We start from the raw sequence: 18095 nt of genomic DNA on the forward strand, positions 1-18095 counted from the left end.
GAAAAGTCATAACTTATCCATAACAAAGGGAGTGTATTAGGCTTAATCCAATACACTCCCTTTGTTTATACTACTGCAACGGCTTTGCAGTAACGTATCCTTATTTAATCACTTCCTTCAAGGTATTCTGTAAGTCTTCTCCAGTGATATTCTTGGCGATGATCACCCCATTCGGATCCAATAACACATTTGCCGGAATACCCCGTACCCCATAAAGAGCAGGGATCTCAGAATCCCAATATTTCAAGTCGGAAACGTGAGCCCAAGTCAGATGATCGTCTGCGATCGCTTTCTGCCATTTAGCCTTATCCTTGTCCAAGGATATACCTACGATCGTAAAGTTCTTATCCTTATATTGCTGGAAGGCATTTACCACGTTAGGGTTTTCCTTGCGACACGGGGGACACCAAGAGGCCCAAAAATCCAATAACACATATTTTCCCCTAAAGTCCGACAATGACACAGAAACTCCTGCAGTATCCGGCAAGGAAAACTCCGGAGCGACTTGTCCGATCTGTACGTGTTCTAATTGCTTGATAATACCGTCCAAGTCCTTCACATAAGGACTATTCGCCAATGCCGGGGAAATCTTCGCACGAGTCGCCTTCAAATCATCCAAAGATAATTGGTAGGTAAAATAACGATATAGATAGAACGCCGCCGCCGGAGAATCCGGATATTTCGAGATCAAACTGTCAATATCATACCCTTCCTCAAATACCTTCTCCGCATTTTCTTGAAAGATATCATTCACCGGCGAGTTCCGTACGGTGATGGTCTCCCCGTCATTCCCGATCTTGACATTCATATCCGTATTCTCCAAGAAAAGTTGAACCGGATAGTTCATGCTCTCGGTTGCCAAACCGAATAGTAAAGGCTGATCTACCTCACCCTTAAAGGTGAATTTCCCGTCTTTTACCTCTGCCGTATCCACGTCAAAGAACATTTTATTACGGAATGACTTCAAGTAAATCTTGCCGTCGGGCATATTCTCTACCTCACCATTGATAACATATCCTTTTGGAACTTCTTGGCAACCAACCACCAAAAGGCCGGCAAGCGCCATCATACAAAATTGCTTCATTTCTCTATTCTATTTATTGATTACTTAAACTCTGGGTGATGATAACGTCCCTTTTTCAACGAGATCGTCCCATATTCTATCGCACGCACCGGACAACGATGAATACAGGCAACGCACTGAACGCAAGTATCAGCCCATTCCGGTTTTCCGTCACCCGACAGGGAAATCGTACCGGTCGGACAGACCTTCGCACAGATACCGCAAGAGATACAGGTATCCGTAGCATAAAATCGGCTACTGCCTATCGCAAAGTGAGTAAATAACGGATAGACCATATAGCTCTTCAAAAGAGGGGCACTTCCCGCACAATACAAAGAGGGATTTTTCTTCTGCCGGATCGCCTCTACGATCTCGTCTACACGTTCCGGTGCTTTTTTCAGTTTTTCAGTCTCTACCTCCTTACTATCCACGTCGAAGCCGGGCATTAAGATATAATTGTTCGGCATTTGTATAGAGAATCCTCCGGTTAAGGTAATTCCCCGTCTCGCCAAGGTGCTCCGCATGATCCGATCCGTATATCCACAATCATCACCACAAGTACAGACGAAATAAACCTCTTGCCCTTTATATCCAGACAGGATCAACCGGGAAATAAAACGGGACACCAATACAGCCGGCCCCCAAGAATGGACAGGAAACACAAAAAACACTTTCTCCCTCTCCCTCAATGGATAAACATTCTCATCCTTACCCTCATTCAACGCATCGGCAATGGAAACCAACGGCTCATCGAAAGCCGTTCCTAACGCTTCCGCAACCCAACGGGAGTTTCCTGTCCCTGTAAAGTAGAATATCATGCGCTCATTTTTTAGATGCAAAAATACATAATATCCAAATATATACGCTATCTTTGTCTAGTTTAAGAAACCTAAAAAAACAAATCTTATGACAACGATGGAATTAAATTTACGGAAAAAATATCTCTATGACTTGATAAAAGGCATGGATGAGGAAAGATTATCGAAAGTGGAGACCTATATAAAACGTCTATGCCTTGCCAAGCAAAAGGAGAGTCTTTATCCTTGGGCACCAGACGAGGCTGAATTAACTTGTAAGATAGCTGAATCTGAAGTAGATTTCAACAATGGGGATTATTGTACGCAAAAAGCGCTGAAGAAAAAACTACAAAAAAAGTTGGCTTCATGGTAAAAGAAATCCAATGGTCTAAACATGCAGAAGAATCATTTACTGAAATATCAGATATTCGATACTAGGCAATCACCGGATAAACTGATGGATTTATTCAGATAAAATAACAAGGGATAGAAATGTAAGCGTCTTACAATTTATCCCTTGTTACTTTTCTGAATTATAGCGCAAATCAAATCTCAATATCCCAAATACCCGCCGAACGTTCTAATTCGACCAAGGCTGAGCTGTAATTAAACAGCGTCTCAATATACTGAGCTTGTACTTCATCGTAAGTACGCTGGGCGTCTAAGACTTCCAATAAAGAGACTTCTCCCCTATTATAGCTGTAAATCTTGCCATCCATCACCTCACGGGCTTGCCTTAAAAGCCCATCCTCATAATGATAAACTTGCTCGGCGAAAGATTGATAATTACGATATGCCTGCATCACCTCCGTCTGTACTTGCAAAAGAGCCTGCTTATATTGCGCTTCCGCTTGTTGCTCCCGATAACGAGCGGCACGAACCGTTCCCTTATTGAAATTAGAGAATTTCAAAGGAACAGCGATACCTGCCGTCACTCCGGTAAAAGGAGGTGCCGGGGCTTCCTCATTATAAACCCGGGCATTACGGCTTACGGCGATAGACAAATCCACATCCGTATTCCGCTCCCGGCGAGCTACTTTCAAGGCTCTAGCGGCCACTTCCTTGTTTTTTAAGGCGGCTACCAAATCCGTACGCCCCTCGCTTGCCGCCGTGATTAAGTCGGCAAGGATAAAATCCCGAGGCTCCGTACGTAACTCAGCCTCTGGGTGAAATAAAGTATCCGTACTGAAAGTCCCCGTCAAGAAGTTTAAGTTCGAGAAAGCATTCTTTAATTCCGCTCCGGCTTGCAGCAACTCGTTTCGTAAGACCCCGGCCTCTACCCGGCTCTGCGTAGCATCCACCTCACGGATTTGCCCCAATGAGAAACGGATACTGTCGCTCTCCGCCAATGTCCGGATATTCTCATAGGCATTCTCCTTTACCTTATACAACTCATGTTGCTTCAAGGCTTCCATATAAGCAATCGTAGCGTCTGCCCGGAGATTCCGGAAATAATCAGCCAACAAAGCCTCGGTCAACTCACTCTCGCTACGTGCCAATGAGATATTCGCACCCCGTTTTCCAAAAGAGAAAGTTTTGCTCAGTTCTACTTCAACACCTTCTCCCATTTGCAAGGAATTATTCTCATTATTGAAATAAGACACGGAAAGGTTCGGATCGTTAAACACCTTTGCCGCCGTTACCTCAGCCTTAGCGGCCGGCACATTCAATTTCTCCGACGCATACTCAAGGTTGCCTTCCGCAACCCGCTCCATATATTGCCGATACGTAAGCGGAACCATGGTCTGGGCATTCACGGATAAGCATCCGCAGAGTAACGACAGGATTATATATTTCTTCATATCTTCTAATCTAAACATAGTATATCTTTTTAATTCCACCTCCGGATTAAGCGTGCAGCTCTTTTTCCTCCGATACCGGCGTCAAATCCTTCCCCTCATAATGTTTCTCGATCATATAGTATAAAGCGGGAAGTACATAAAGCGTAATAACCGTAGCAAATAAAAGCCCGTAAACGATTACCGTAGCCAAGGGACGCTGCACGTCCGAACCGATACCTGTACTAACAGAGGCAGGAAGCAATCCCAAGACCGCAACCGTAGCCGTCATCAAGATCGGACGGAAACGGTGCTTAGTTCCCGTTATCACCGCATCTTTCAAATCTCGTTCCCTTGTACGTAAGTTATTGATATGGGAAATCATGATCACGCCATTTTGGATAGCGACACCGACCAAGGCAATAAAACCAACCGCCGAGGAAACATTCAATGTCATTCCCCGCACATTCAACGCCAACATACCACCAAACAAAGCCAAGGGAACGACACTCATCATCAAAGCCGCCTGCCGGAATTTACCGCAAGCCGCAAACAACAGAAGCAGCATCAGTCCCAACGCCAAAGGAACCACAGCCCCCAAACGGGCATACGCACGATGCTGGTTCTCGAACTGTCCGGCCCATTTCAAATGCACGGAATCATGATCGTATTTCACCTCTTTATCAATCAACGCATTCGCCTTATTCAAGAACGCTGTCAAGTCCACGCCACGTAAATTAACCCGTACCGTCAAGTGCCGCTTATTCATCTCACGAGTAATCGTACTGGCACCGGTTGTCATCTTAATCTCCGCTACTTGCGAAAGAGGAATCTTCGTTCCGGAACCGGTAGTCAACAATAGATTACCGATACGTTCGGGAGAATTGCGGCTAGCGTCATCGAAACGACAAATCACGTCATAACTTTTACTTCCGACAAATATCTGGGAAATAGAGGCTCCACCGATCGCTAACTCAATCAAATCGGCCACATCCGACACGTTCAAGCCATACTGGGCGATACGGGCACGATCCGCGATAATCTGCAATTGCGGCAACGGAGGCTCTTGATCTACCGCTACGTCGGCAGCACCCGGTATTTCCTTCAACACATTAGCGACTTGATCTGCGATATGGCGACTTTCCGTAATATCATCGCTATAGATCTTCAACGCCAAATCACTATGAGCCCCGGCGATCTGATCCATCACCATATCGATGATCGGCTGTGAAAAGCCGACCGAGTAGCCGGGCATAGTCTCCAACTTAGCTGCCATCTCCTCGATCAAATCCGCTTTCGTCTTACCGAACTCCCATGTACTATAGGGCTTCAATCCCACGCCACACTCCACATGGGAGAGTGAGAACGCTTCCGCCCCCTCATCATCGCGACCTACTTGGGTCATTACATATGAGACTTCCTTAAACTCTTTCAAAGTCTTCCGAAGCTCCGCCCCCATCTCCTTAGATTTCTCAATGGAAATACCCGGAGGAAGCTGTACCTGTATCCAGATCGCCCCCTCATCCAACGGAGGCAAGAAGTCTTTTCCTACGGTATAACTTAAAATCCCCGCTCCCAGCAATATCGCCAGTAACGGTACAATAACCCGTCTTGGCTTCTCCATCAATCGGACAATTTGTGAATGATAAGCCGTGGAAAGTTTCTCCAACCAACGATTATGGTAAATCTTTCCCGGCTTACGATACGCATAAAAGGCCAATCCCGGAATCAAGAACAAGGCCACGCACAAAGCGCCCAGCAAAGCATACCCTACGGTATAAGCCATCGGCGTAAACAATTTTTTCTCAATATGCTCAAAAGCGAACAAAGGAAGATAGGCCGTTATAATAATTAATGTAGAGAAAAAGATCGGGCGAGCCACCTCAGTCGTACGGCGCAAGATCGAATCCTCCGTCAATACCTCATCCGGATGCCGTTCCCTTTTCTTCAAGACCGTCTCCATCATCACGATCGCTCCGTCTACCAAAATACCGAAGTCTATAGCGCCTAAGGATAGTAGGTTCGCAGGAATATTCGTAACATGCATCAAGATAAAGGCAATCAATAGAGACAAGGGAATGGTTAAGGCCACCAACAAAGCGCCACGCCAACTCCCCAAGAATAAGATCAGTACTAAGACAACCAGTACCATCCCCTCGAACAACGTATGCGATACAGTATGCAAGGTCGTATTAACCAAATCCGTACGATCCATAAACGGATGGATACGGGTTCCCTCGGGAAGTGTCTCGTTATTTAGTTCGTCTACCGCCTTATGCACATCATCCAACACCCGGGACGGATTCTCCCCCCTGAGCATTTGCACGATGCCTTCCACGCCATCGGAATAATCACGGGTATCGTCCGTAAAACCTAAAACGCCCTTACGCTCCAAGTTTCCGTATTTCAGTTTACCGATATCATTCAAGTAGACCGGGACACCATTCACGGTCTTGATCACGATATGCCCCAAGTCTTCCAAGTCCTTAACCAGACCGATTCCACGGATCACATAACTCAAATCCCCCCGGCTTAACATACTACCACCGGCGTTCACGTTATTCTTCTCTATCTTTTCCGTAATATCCCCTAAGGTAATGTCATATTGCTCCATCTTATAAGGGTTCACCTCGATCTGATATTGGGTAGTGATACCGCCGTAATTACTTACATCCGCTACACCTGTAACCTGTTTCAGTCTCGGAATAATTACCCATTTATGCAAATCGGTCAACTCCCTCAAGTCTAAACGGTCACTTTCCACCACATAACGAAAGATCTCTCCCGTCGGCGAAGTCAAAGGATTTAAGCCGGGAACCGCATTATAAGGAAGCTCCACGTCTACCAACCGCTCTTGTACACGTTGCCGGGCCCAATAATCCTCAATACCATCATCAAAAACCAATACGACCGTAGATAAACCAAACGTATTCTTGCTACGCATTACGTTTAGTCCCGGCAGACCATTCATAGCCCGCTCGATCGGAATACTGATTTGTTGCTCGATCTCCTCGGCGGCCAATCCGGGAACTTGCGTCACGACTTGCACGGTGGTATCGGCGATATCCGGATAAGCATCTATCGCCAACCGCGTCCAAGAATAATAACCAACGATCGCTAAGAACAGAAATAACACGAACATCAGTCCTCGCCGATGTATCGCCAAGTAAATAATCCTTTTCATAATCCGTTAGCGTGCGTCAAGTAAATAAAACGCTCCCGTAGCTACGATCTCATCACCTACGTTCAAGCCGGATAAAACCACCGTCTTGCCATCTTCAGTAAGGCCGGTCTCGATCTTTTGTTTCCGGTAATCGTTATTCCCCAATTCCACCAATACGTACATATTCTCCTCTTCTTGCAAGATAGCAGAAGTCGGTATACGGATCACCTCCGCCTCACGGTCGCTCAACTTGACCGTGCCGTACATCTCCGGTTTCATCAAACGGGTACTGTTATCGCACTCGATCAAGACCTCCACCGAACGGGTATCGGGGTCCAGCATCTCGCTGATATGATAAATCTTTCCCGATATCGGTTTATCCGGCATGGCTACCAACCGGATTTCCACCTCATCCAAAGCCTGTATTAAACTCAAATCCTTCTCTTTTACATGGGCGACCACCCATACCTTTCTCAAATCGGCGATGACAGCTACAGGCTCGGCGTCCTCTTTCATATATTGCCCGATTACGATCCGATCTTTCACGACCTCACCGGCTATAGGCGAGCGAACGATCAATGGTTGCCCCAAAGCCATTTCATCCGGATTAATCTGAAAGACTTTCAATGCGGCGACCATATTCTCATAGTCTTTTTTCTTTAACTCGTAATTCACCTCGGCCTCTTCCAATTCCTTTTGGACACCAACCTTGTTTTTCATCAAGTCTTTCTCCCGATTCAAGCTTTTCAAGGCCAGTTCCATCTCTTGGCGAGCTTGGTAATAAGATTTCCCCGCCTCATAAACAGCGGGAGCGCTAATCTCGAAGATCGGACTACCCGGGGCCACTTTTTGCCCTAAGCGAACGAACGATTTCGTAATTCGCCCGCTTACCGGTGAAGCCACCTCCGCGTAATTAGAAGGAATCGCCTGTACGACCCCCGAGGTGGTAAACTCCATACGGTAAGGTTCCCGTTTAACCGTTTCCTTTGTCAACTTGGATAAAACAGGAGATTCGGAACCGATATGTATAATATCCCCTTTGAGTGTTACGGCATGCGCAGACTCATCCTCTTGCTTTTGGGTATGGCAAGAGCATAGTACTATCGCTGGAAGCAATAGTAAAAATATAGATTTCATATAAGATGCGTAAAATGTTTAGTATAAAAAGTGATTCTAATGCTTGATTCAAATTACTATACCAAACGAGGGAGGCGCACGGGATTCGCCACGCCGCACAAGACGCAAGACAACCTCTTTCTTTAGAAAGACGAGCACTACCATCAAAAGCGCCCAAGCCATAACCAAAGGTAAGTACGGAATTAACTCCATACACAATTCGGTCAGCTCTTCAATCGTATTAAACGCTACCGTACTATGCTCATGATGAGGCAAGCCATCGGCTCCCGGCAGATAGGGATGAGAGTGAGTGATACTATAGTTTAGGAAATGATGCGTATGGGTAAAGGCCGTGCCACCCACGTAGTAACTCATAAAGAGTACTACCAAGAGGGGTCTTAACCACTTCAAGCTACGCATTGTTTTCATTCGCCATCTGTTTACTCCGCAAAGTTATAAAAGAAACTGCCATTTCATTTGCAATAAGTCAAAATTTATTCCTTTATTTGCATACACTGAATAATAAACAGTCATATCAATGAAATAAACACTACTTTATGAGAAAAATCTTACTTGTTTGTGCGGCATTAGCCTGCATGACAGTCTCCCCTGTACCAGCTCAGGACGCTGCCGTAAAAAAAATCATCGAGATGGGTCAGAACGATAATCAAGTGATGCATCAGCTGGATATCCTTACAAACCGCTTTGGCGGACGTTTAATAGGTTCCGACGCTTATGAGAACGCCGCCGAGTGGATGGTGCGTGAGTTTAAGAGTTGGGGACTCGATGTCCAATTAGAAGAGGCCGGTACCGTCCCTGTCGGCTTTAATCGAGGACCTTGGTTCGGACGCTTGTTGAGCGACAACGGAATGATCCTGCATTTCGCCACCCCTTCCTACACTTCCGGAACGAAAGGCGTGCAACGTGGGCATGCGGTGATGGAGCCTCGTAACGACGAGGAGTTCCAGCAAATCAAAGGAAGATTGAATGGTGCTTGGGTTCTTATCTCAGGGAAAAATGTAGGTTGGCCTATCGACCGCTCCGCCTCGGGAGATTCCATCCGTGCGGAGATCAAGAAAGAGAACAACGAGATCATGAAGAAAAACAATGATCTAAGACGCCGCAACTGGGAAAACGGGGAGAAAAACGAGATGTTGCCTTATAAAGAATTCCCCGGATTATATTATAAGGAAATGTGCGAGGCCGGAGCTTTAGGTTTTATCCAATCCTCCACCGTACCTATCCGTGCGTTATACGACCGGAAAATGATGAACGACCCGAATACGAACTTCGACAATCTGCCGGAACTTCCGGATATCAAATTAGACGAGCATCAATTCGCGATCATCGAACAAATGGTGAAAGAGAGACGTACATTCGAACTAGAGTTCGATATTCGTAATCATTTTAAATTAGGCCCGGTTAAATACCATAATGTCGTAGCGTCTATCAAAGGCAGCAAATACCCGGACGAATATGTTATTATCAGCGGTCACCTAGATGCTTTCGACGTGGCTACCGGAGGCATCGATTGCGGTACTGGAATCGGACCGATGATGGAAGCCGCTCGCATGATCGCCAAATCCGGAGCCAAGCCTAAGCGCACGATCTTATTTATCGGATTCGCCGGTGAGGAATTTGGCTTATTAGGAGCACAAGCTTGGGTGAAAGCGCATAAGGATAAATTACCCAAAATCGCTAATTTGTTCAATCGTGACGGTGGCCCGGAACCTCCTGTCGGTATCTCCGTCCCTCAAGCCATGTATGATGATTTCGTGAAGATCAGCGAACCCATCCAAAAAATCCGTCCGGACTATCCTTTCGAGGTAAAAGTTCGTGAACCCCGTAAACGCCCGACACGCATGGGGGGAACAGACGCATCAGTTTTCGCCATCGAAGGTGTCCCCACATTAGGTTTCACCACAGAGGATTTCAAAGGATATGATTTTGATTACGGCGAAATCTGGCATACGGAACGGGATTTATACACAAAGAACATCCCCGAATACCAAGAACATACGGCTACGGTTACCGCTATCATAGCCCTCGGTGTAGCGAATCTGGATAAGCAATTATCAAGAGAAGGTTTATATACCGAAGAGTAGGTCAGCACGATCGCTATTATAAGGAGTTTACAATGCCTATTGTAAGCTCCTTATGATGGGCATCATAAAAGACTTACAATGCCCATTATAAGAAATAGAAAAAGGATATGCCCTAATAGGGCATATCCTTTTCTCATTCTAGGGTGAAAGATGGGGCTCGAACCCACGACCCTCGGAACCACAATCCGATGCTCTAACCAACTGAGCTACTCTCACCATATAAAAAAACCTTTCATTCTTCACAGACGCCTTGGTTCATAAAACCTTGTTTTATTCATAACAAGATTTTTATCTAAAAAACCACAATGGGTGAAAGATGGGGCTCGAACCCACGACCCTCGGAACCACAATCCGATGCTCTAACCAACTGAGCTACTCTCACCATATCCGCCTTTCAAAGGATTCCCCCTTTAAGACGGCGCAAAGATAGGTATAAATTCTGATTACACAAACCTTTTGCGAACTTTTTTATCCATCCACTTACTTATAGATCGCTTTCTTTCCCGCTAACAATGTGTTACGCATCAAAGAAATGATTGTCATAGGCCCTACGCCACCCGGAACCGGAGTGATATAGGAACATTTAGGAGCGACCTCGTTAAACAAGACATCTCCCGTTAACTTAAATCCGCTCTTGGTTACGCTGCTTGGCATACGGGTTGTTCCCACGTCAACGATCACGGCGCCTTCCTTCACCATATCCCCTTTCAAGAATTCAGGAACACCTAAAGCCACGATAATAATATCAGCAGACAAGCACATCTCCTTCAAGTTCTTAGAACGGCTATGGCATACGGTCACCGTACAATCGCCCGGATAAGATTTCTGCATCATCAAGGTAGCCATCGGCTTGCCGACAATATTGCTACGTCCCAAAACCACGCAATGCTTTCCTTGCGTCTCGATATGATAACGCTTCAATAATTCCAAGATACCGGCAGGCGTAGCCGATACGAAACAAGGCAAACCGATAGACATACGACCCACGTTAATCGGATGGAAACCGTCCACGTCTTTACGATAATCGATCGCCTCAATCACCTTCTGCTCGGATATATGTTTCGGAAGCGGAAGCTGTACGATAAAGCCATCCACATCCGGATCATTATTTAACTCATCGACCTTACGAAGCAATTCTTCCTCCGTAACATCCTCCTCAAAGCGAATTAAGGTAGACTTAAAACCAATCTCCTGACAAGTCTTGACTTTACTAGCCACATAAGTCTCGCTACCACCGTCATGGCCCACCAAAATAGCAGCCAAGTGAGGGATCTTACCTCCGGCAGCCTTGATCTGGGCTACCTCCTCAGCCATCTCCTTCTTCATCTGAGCGGAAACGGCCTTACCATCCAGCAATTGATAATGTTGTTCTTCCATATTATTGATTGTCTCCTGTTAATTAACGTCTGAACGAGGGCTTCATCGAAGGTAGCTTCATCTTCCCCGACTTCGCAGAAGTAAGCATACGCATCATCTTACGGGTCTCATCAAATTGCTTGATCAGCTTGTTCACCTCTTGGATGCTCGTACCGCTACCTTTAGCGATACGCTGACGGCGTGAGCCATTCAAGATAGCCGGGTTGCTGCGCTCATCCGGAGTCATCGAATAAATGATAGCCTCAATACTCTTGAACGCGTTATCATCGATATCCACATCTTTCAATGCCTTTCCTACACCCGGGATCATGGATGCCAACTCTTTCAAGTTACCCATCTTCTTGATCTGTTGGATCTGGGAGATAAAGTCGTTAAAATCGAACTGGTTCTTAGCGATCTTCTTCTGCAAACGTTTCGCTTCTTCCTCGTCATATTGCTCTTGCGCACGTTCCACCAAAGACACGATATCACCCATGCCTAAGATTCGATCCGCCATACGTTCAGGGTGGAAAATATCCAAGGCATCCATCTTCTCGCCCGTACCGACAAACTTAATCGGCTTATCAACAACCGTACGGATCGACAAAGCGGCACCACCACGGGTATCACCATCCAACTTCGTAAGTACGACGCCGTCGAAGTTCAGCCGCTCATTAAATTCCCTCGCGGTATTCACGGCATCCTGACCCGTCATGGCATCTACCACGAACAAGGTCTCATCCGGCTGGATAGCGCTCTTGATAGCGGCGATCTCGTTCATCATCTGCTCATCGATAGCCAAACGACCGGCGGTATCCACGATCACGACGTCATTGCCTTTAGCCCGTGCCTCGCGGATAGCGTTCATAGCGATCTCCACCGGATTCTTATTCTCCAATTCCATGTATACCGGAACACCTACCTGCTCTCCGACTACACGCAACTGCTCGATAGCTGCCGGACGATACACGTCGCAAGCGGCTAATAATGGTTTCTTATTTTTCTTGGTCTTTAATAAAGACGCTAGTTTACCAGTGAAAGTAGTCTTACCCGAACCTTGCAAACCGGACATCAATATAATGGCGGGATTTCCCTGCAAATTCACGTCGACTGCCGTACCTCCCATCAAGCTGGCCAACTCATCGTGAACAATCTTAACCATCAACTGACTAGGCTTAACCGATGTAAGCACGTTCTGTCCTAAAGCCTTCTCTTTTACCGTATCCGTAAAACTCTTGGCAACCTTATAATTGACGTCGGCATCCAACAACGCTTTACGCACATCCTTCAATGTTTCCGCCACATTGATCTCGGTAATCTTGCCTTCGCCCTTCAACAGTTTAAACGATCTGTCTAACCTTTCGCTTAAGTTCTCAAACATAATTCGTATGTGTATTTATATTATTTTCTACTGGATTAAGGGGCAAAGGTACGAAAAAGAGATGAGTATGCGATGAAAGCGATCTCGAAATTCTTCACTTCTCAACGTTTTAGTATACGGATCGAATTAAGAACCGCCAGCAAAGATACGCCTACATCCGCGAAAACAGCTTCCCAAAGCGTGGCAAAACCGAAGGCTCCCGCCACAAGGACTATCACCTTCACGCCAATAGATCCCACGATATTCTGACGGACGATATTCCGGGTAGCACGTCCGATAGAAATAGCTTCCGCTACTTTAGAGGGCTGGTCCGTTTGGATAACCACGTCCGCGCTCTCGATGGCCGCATCCGATCCCAATCCACCCATCGCAATACCGACATCACTTAAAGCCAGTACCGGCGCATCGTTCATCCCATCGCCCACAAAGGCAACCGACTTATCCGGCTCCGCCGTTAATCGCTCTATATAAGCGGCTTTATCCTCCGGCAGCAGATTACCATACGCTTTATCGACACCCAAACGCTCAGCGAATTGATTCACGATCTCTTGCTTATCCCCGGATAACAAGCAAATATCTTTAACATCCAAATCCTTTAACCGACGAATCGCATCCACGGCATCCTTCTTCAAGGTATCCGAAAGGAGAAGATGCCCCGCATATTTCCCATCGATCGCACAAACCACCACGGTAGAAACACTATCGGATAATTCCTTCGGGACAGGAATATCACGTTCGGCCAATAAACGAATGTTACCGACAAGCACCTGCCGACCGTTCACGATAGCCTCGACACCATGCCCTGCCAATTCCCGCATGTCAGTGATTTCCATCGGCACGCTATCTTGTTTTTCCGCATAGCGAACTACAGCCTGCGCTACCGGATGGGTACTTTTCCGCTCTACTGATAACAAAATACTCAAAAGATCAGAAACCGGGATCTCCGTGCTTTCCACCGTTGTGACCTCAAAACGCCCGGTAGTCAATGTACCGGTCTTATCGAACGCTACCGTATTTACCCGTGTGATCGCATCTAAATAATTACCGCCCTTAAATAATATCCCGGCACGAGAAGCGGCGCCTATACCACCGAAATACCCGAGCGGAACACTTATAACCAAGGCACAAGGACAAGAAATAACCAAGAAAACCAATCCCCTATATAACCAATCCGAGAAAACATACTGGAAAGAAGGCGTCACCATCCCTACCAAAGCAGGAACCGACACGATTAGAAACGACAGAAGAATCACGATTGGGGTATAAATCCGTGCGAAACGCCGAATAAACAATTCCGCCGGCGCTTTCCGCTCCGAGGCATCTTTCACCAAAGCCAAAATACGGGCCAAGGCACTTTGCTCGTACGGCCGATTCACTTGTATACGTACCGCCTGCCCCTGCACGATCATTCCGGCAAGCACCTCCTCACCCTCACGGATAGAACGAGGCATACTTTCCCCGGTTAATGCCGAGGTATCGAACTGTGCCTCGGCTTCCAATAAAACGCCATCCAAAGGCACACGTCCGCCGGGCTTCACCTCGATCCGCTCGCCTACTTTCACATCCTTCGGAGATACATTCATATATGTACCCGTCCGCCATACATCCGTTCGTTCCGGCCGGACATCTAATAAGTCACTGATATTCTTCGAAGCTTTATTCACGGCTAGAAGTTGCAACCTCTCTCCTACCGTATAGAAAAGCATCACGGCTACGGCCTCGGGATACTCCCCAATACAAAACGCCCCGATCGAGGCGATCGCCATTAACGAGAACTCACTAAAAAAGTCTTTCCGCAAAGCCGCTTCCCAAGCTTCTCGCATAACAGGAAGTCCTACCGGCAAAAAAGCGACCAGAAACCAAATAGCCTCTATCCAAGACTCAGCAAACCAACTTATCCCCGAGTACTTCCCGATAAGTCCTATCACCAACAAAACGAAAGAAACCGTCGGCATCCATAAACCGGAACTTCCGTGCGAATGGCAATGTTCACATCCACATGTTGTACTCATAATCTTATCTATTTTAATTATTTACTTCTTGATTACGGTACAAAGGTAAGAGAAGGGAGTTGCAACTTGATTGCAAATTATCAGGGTTTCTGAAAACGTCGCTTATTACACAATGGGCAAACACCCTTTACCGTATAATTAATGGTATCCATTATATATCCTTCCGGCAATTGAGCGACCGGGATCTTGATATTATTTAAACAAGAGGTTTTACGGCATACCTCGCAGAAAAAATGAATATGCCTATCACCCACTGGGCATGTCTCCGAACGGCTCTGGCATATCTCATATTTTATAGAGCCACTACCATCTTCGAAAGAATGGATCGCATGATGTTCCAATAACAAGGCCAATGAACGGGAAATGGTCGATTTATCCAACGTCTCCAACTCCGCCTCCAATTCGAACAGGGAAGCCGGGCTGGTTCGTTCTGATAATTTTTGCAAGACAAGGATCCGTGCGGCAGTAGGCCGTACTCCTTTTCCTACCAACATATCTTCACATTGCTTCGTGGACATGAGTTACCTTTCTTATTTGATTACAATACAAAAATACGAACAATTTCCCAATATTCACAGTTCAAAAAAACACGTACATGTTTTTCAGAATTCACGTACGTGTTTTCGAAAAAAGACGTACGTGTTTTTTTCCCCTCATATACTTATATTCTCTTATTTTGCCAAGAGGCTTTCTTTAAATAGATTACGCTAGCGACGAGCAATCCACTATAGTAAATAGCCTCTGTCAAGAAGCATACGGCTACCGACAAACGCAAACGTATCCCCGCGACATATACAAAAAGCACATACAGAATCAATACCGCCGCTTCCATAAAAAGCGCAGAACGTGTATTTCCCGTACCCGACACCCCGTTGAACGCCACATTAGCTACCGATCCGATCAATAAAGAACCGACAATCACGTAGACGGATGGAACCGAGGCCGCCACTAATGAAGCGTCATTCGTATAAACAGACACGACCCATCCCGGCATCAAACTGACAATAGCGGCAAACACGACCATAATGCCCAACGATAACTTACAGATCTTCCTGATAGTCGGCATAACTTGATTGATCGCTCCCGCCCCGATACTATTACTCACGAACGTGTTTGTCGTGGTCGCTAAGGAATTAACGGGAATCAACATCACGACGTAAATACTACGTACGATATTCGCCACCGCCAACTCCCGTTGCCCCAAATGCTCCACAGCGATAAAGAACATAAACCAAGTAGCGATAGACAAGAAATATTGCAGCATCGTGAACACGGAAATATCCAGCACCCGTTTCAACAAGCCAAAATCGAAAGAACGAATCTGGTTAAGCGCATATTTACGTATATCTACGGTAAGTCTCGTGTAAACCACGAAAAAGAGAATCGATACCGCCTCGGCTATGACGGAAGCGATAGCCGCCCCTTGAATGCCCATCTTTGGGAATCCGGCATGTCCGAAAATCAAAAGATAATCCAGTAAGACATTCGTCATTGCCATCAAGACAGCGTTCAATGTCAACACCTTTGTACGGGTAATACCAATAAAAAGAGCCCGGAACATCACGTTCACGAAAGAGAAGAAGAAGCCAAACACACGCCAATCCAAAAATTCCTCCGTGGCATTCAAGATAGCGTCCGAAGAAATCAATACACGCATCACATCTCCCGCGAAAAAACGAGAAAACAAGAACAATATAGCAGCCAGCGACAATAGGAAGAAAACGCCTTGTATCATGACAGGCCCTATCTGGTCATAACGTCCCTCTCCGTTTCTACGGCCAATCACGATTTGAGATCCCGTACTAAAACCAAAGGCGATCGTAAAAGCGCAGATATAATAAAGTCCTCCCATAGCGGAAGCCCCCAACTCGACTTCACCAACCCTACCTAGAAAAGCCGTATCAGTCACGTTTATCACGTTTTGCGCCAACAAGCTCAAAAAGATCGGGTAGCTAACATTCCATATATTCCTGTTCGTGTACATAACTCGCTTATTACTTAAATTTATGAAGATAAAAAAAGCCCGCCGCATCCCGACGAGCTTTTCTTATGATTAGAGATCTCTACAAAGCCTAGCGTCTGCTATATCAACTTATTTGTCGCCGTATCGGGAAATACCACGGAAGGCTTGAATGTTTTCGCCTCCTCGAAATCCATCATGGCATACGACATAACGATTATAATATCTCCGGGTTGAGCCTTACGGGCAGCCGCTCCGTTCAAGCAAACCACTCCCGAGCCACGTTCGCCCTTGATAATATACGTCTCAAAACGTTCTCCGTTATTATTATTCACGATCGAGACCTTCTCGTTCGCGATCAAATTAGCGGCGTCCAACAAATCCTCGTCGATAGTGATGCTACCGATATAGTTTAAGTTAGCTTCCGTTACCGTTACCCGGTGAATTTTTGACTTTACTACCTCTATAAACATGTATGACTTATAATTAGTATTTGATATTGTCGATCAAACGTACCTCTCCGCAATATACCGTGATGCAACCTACCGGATAATCGGTATCCGACCAGTTCTTGATAGACTCTAACGTATTGCCATCTACGATCTCGTAATACTCAACTTCCATGACAGGATCGCTATTAATCGTATTGACAACATAGTCAATCACTTCTTGTACGCTTTTTCCGGGCACAAAGGTAGTACTTTCTTTTAACGTACGAGCAATTAACGGAGCTTTTTGACGTTGTTCCGGTGTCAAACGGGTATTCCGGCTACTCAAGGCCAAGCCATCGCCCTCACGAACGATCGGACAAGCATTGATCGTTACAGGGATATTCAATTGTTTCACCATCGCCCGGATCACAGCGATCTGCTGGAAATCCTTTTCTCCGAAATAAGCGTTATCCGGCTCCACGATATAGAACAATTTACTTACCACCTGCGCTACACCGTTAAAATGCCCCGGACGCTTAGCGCCTTCCATTACCTCAGATACCGTTCCCAAATCAAACGTACGGGTATCTGGCTCCGGATACATCTCTTCTACAGAGGGAGCGAATACATAGTCACAGCCGGCAGATTCTAATAACACACAATCAGCCTCCAACGTACGGGGATACGTTTCCAAGTCGTGTTTGTCATTAAATTGGGTTGGATTTACAAAAACACTGACTACACATACATCATTGTTTTTCACGCAATGTTGTACCAAGCTAAGATGTCCATTATGCAGTGCTCCCATGGTAGGAACAAAGCCAATTTTCTTATTATCCTGCTTTGCCTCAGCAAGATAAGCCTTCAAATCTTTAATACTATTTACTATTTTCATCAGATAGATGCTTAATTGACGGTGCAAAGCAACTAAAT

General features: G+C 46.0%; 15 protein-coding genes and 2 tRNA genes. 2 read left to right on the top strand and 15 right to left on the bottom strand.

The genetic code is table 11. The features are described from left to right. Window positions 1-100: 100 nt before the first annotated feature. Together DW205_RS15680 and DW205_RS15685 are read right to left on the bottom strand one after the other, a co-directional pair. Complete coding sequence (locus tag DW205_RS15680; RefSeq protein WP_005865879.1) at window positions 101-1084, bottom strand: TlpA disulfide reductase family protein; 984 nt, start codon at window positions 1082-1084, stop codon at window positions 101-103. Between the two features lie 20 nt (window positions 1085-1104). Beyond that, window positions 1105-1881: an EFR1 family ferrodoxin gene (locus DW205_RS15685; RefSeq protein ID WP_005865877.1), complete on the bottom strand. Its 777-nt coding sequence runs from the start codon at window positions 1879-1881 to the stop codon at window positions 1105-1107. Between the two features lie 88 nt (window positions 1882-1969). Here DW205_RS15685 and DW205_RS15690 point away from each other — a divergent pair, with 88 nt between their 5' ends. Further along, on the top strand, window positions 1970-2233 hold the full coding sequence (locus tag DW205_RS15690; protein ID WP_005865874.1) for a hypothetical protein: 264 nt from the start codon (window positions 1970-1972) through the stop codon (window positions 2231-2233). 172 nt (window positions 2234-2405) lie between these two features. On the opposite strand, the gene DW205_RS15695 is transcribed toward DW205_RS15690, so the two are convergent. From DW205_RS15695 to DW205_RS15710, 4 genes are read right to left on the bottom strand one after another with little or no spacing between them, the layout of a single operon-like run. Then, the gene (locus DW205_RS15695) at window positions 2406-3680 is read right to left on the bottom strand and encodes a TolC family protein (protein WP_005865872.1); all 1275 of its coding nucleotides are present in this window, start codon (window positions 3678-3680) and stop codon (window positions 2406-2408) included. A 28-nt stretch (window positions 3681-3708) separates the two neighbouring features. Beyond that, complete coding sequence (locus DW205_RS15700; protein ID WP_005865870.1) at window positions 3709-6822, bottom strand: efflux RND transporter permease subunit; 3114 nt, start codon at window positions 6820-6822, stop codon at window positions 3709-3711. A gap of 6 nt (window positions 6823-6828) precedes the next feature. Continuing rightward, the gene (locus DW205_RS15705) at window positions 6829-7938 is read right to left on the bottom strand and encodes an efflux RND transporter periplasmic adaptor subunit (protein WP_005865868.1); all 1110 of its coding nucleotides are present in this window, start codon (window positions 7936-7938) and stop codon (window positions 6829-6831) included. Between the two features lie 48 nt (window positions 7939-7986). Beyond that, window positions 7987-8346 (bottom strand): hypothetical protein, encoded by a 360-nt coding sequence (locus tag DW205_RS15710; protein WP_005861714.1) that lies wholly within the window; start codon window positions 8344-8346, stop codon window positions 7987-7989. Between the two features lie 128 nt (window positions 8347-8474). Here DW205_RS15710 and DW205_RS15715 point away from each other — a divergent pair, with 128 nt between their 5' ends. Then, a complete protein-coding gene (locus tag DW205_RS15715; protein WP_005865866.1) occupies window positions 8475-10022 on the top strand; it encodes a M28 family metallopeptidase in 1548 nt (515 codons plus the stop codon). Window positions 10023-10164: 142 nt separating this feature from the next. On the opposite strand, the gene DW205_RS15720 is transcribed toward DW205_RS15715, so the two are convergent. From DW205_RS15720 to panC, 9 genes are all read right to left on the bottom strand, one after another. Beyond that, window positions 10165-10238 (bottom strand) — tRNA-His (locus DW205_RS15720). Window positions 10239-10330: 92 nt separating this feature from the next. Then, window positions 10331-10404 (bottom strand) — tRNA-His (locus tag DW205_RS15725). A 98-nt stretch (window positions 10405-10502) separates the two neighbouring features. Next, complete coding sequence (folD, locus tag DW205_RS15730; protein ID WP_005865864.1) at window positions 10503-11399, bottom strand: bifunctional methylenetetrahydrofolate dehydrogenase/methenyltetrahydrofolate cyclohydrolase FolD; 897 nt, start codon at window positions 11397-11399, stop codon at window positions 10503-10505. Window positions 11400-11421: 22 nt separating this feature from the next. After that, window positions 11422-12759: a signal recognition particle protein gene (gene ffh / locus DW205_RS15735; protein ID WP_005861632.1), complete on the bottom strand. Its 1338-nt coding sequence runs from the start codon at window positions 12757-12759 to the stop codon at window positions 11422-11424. A gap of 101 nt (window positions 12760-12860) precedes the next feature. Beyond that, on the bottom strand, window positions 12861-14771 hold the full coding sequence (locus tag DW205_RS15740) for a heavy metal translocating P-type ATPase (protein WP_005865862.1): 1911 nt from the start codon (window positions 14769-14771) through the stop codon (window positions 12861-12863). An 80-nt stretch (window positions 14772-14851) separates the two neighbouring features. Then, window positions 14852-15289 (bottom strand): Fur family transcriptional regulator, encoded by a 438-nt coding sequence (locus DW205_RS15745; RefSeq protein ID WP_005865860.1) that lies wholly within the window; start codon window positions 15287-15289, stop codon window positions 14852-14854. Window positions 15290-15432: 143 nt separating this feature from the next. Beyond that, entirely contained in the window at window positions 15433-16755 is a 1323-nt protein-coding gene (locus DW205_RS15750) for an MATE family efflux transporter (RefSeq protein ID WP_005865857.1), read from the bottom strand. Between the two features lie 98 nt (window positions 16756-16853). Further along, on the bottom strand, window positions 16854-17204 hold the full coding sequence (panD, locus tag DW205_RS15755) for an aspartate 1-decarboxylase (RefSeq protein ID WP_005861624.1): 351 nt from the start codon (window positions 17202-17204) through the stop codon (window positions 16854-16856). A 13-nt stretch (window positions 17205-17217) separates the two neighbouring features. Further along, the gene (gene panC / locus DW205_RS15760) at window positions 17218-18057 is read right to left on the bottom strand and encodes a pantoate--beta-alanine ligase (protein ID WP_005861622.1); all 840 of its coding nucleotides are present in this window, start codon (window positions 18055-18057) and stop codon (window positions 17218-17220) included. Window positions 18058-18095: the final 38 nt, after the last annotated feature.

It is taken from the genome of Parabacteroides sp. AM17-47, assembly GCF_003434625.1.
Taxonomy (GTDB): Bacteria; Bacteroidota; Bacteroidia; order Bacteroidales; family Tannerellaceae; genus Parabacteroides; species Parabacteroides distasonis.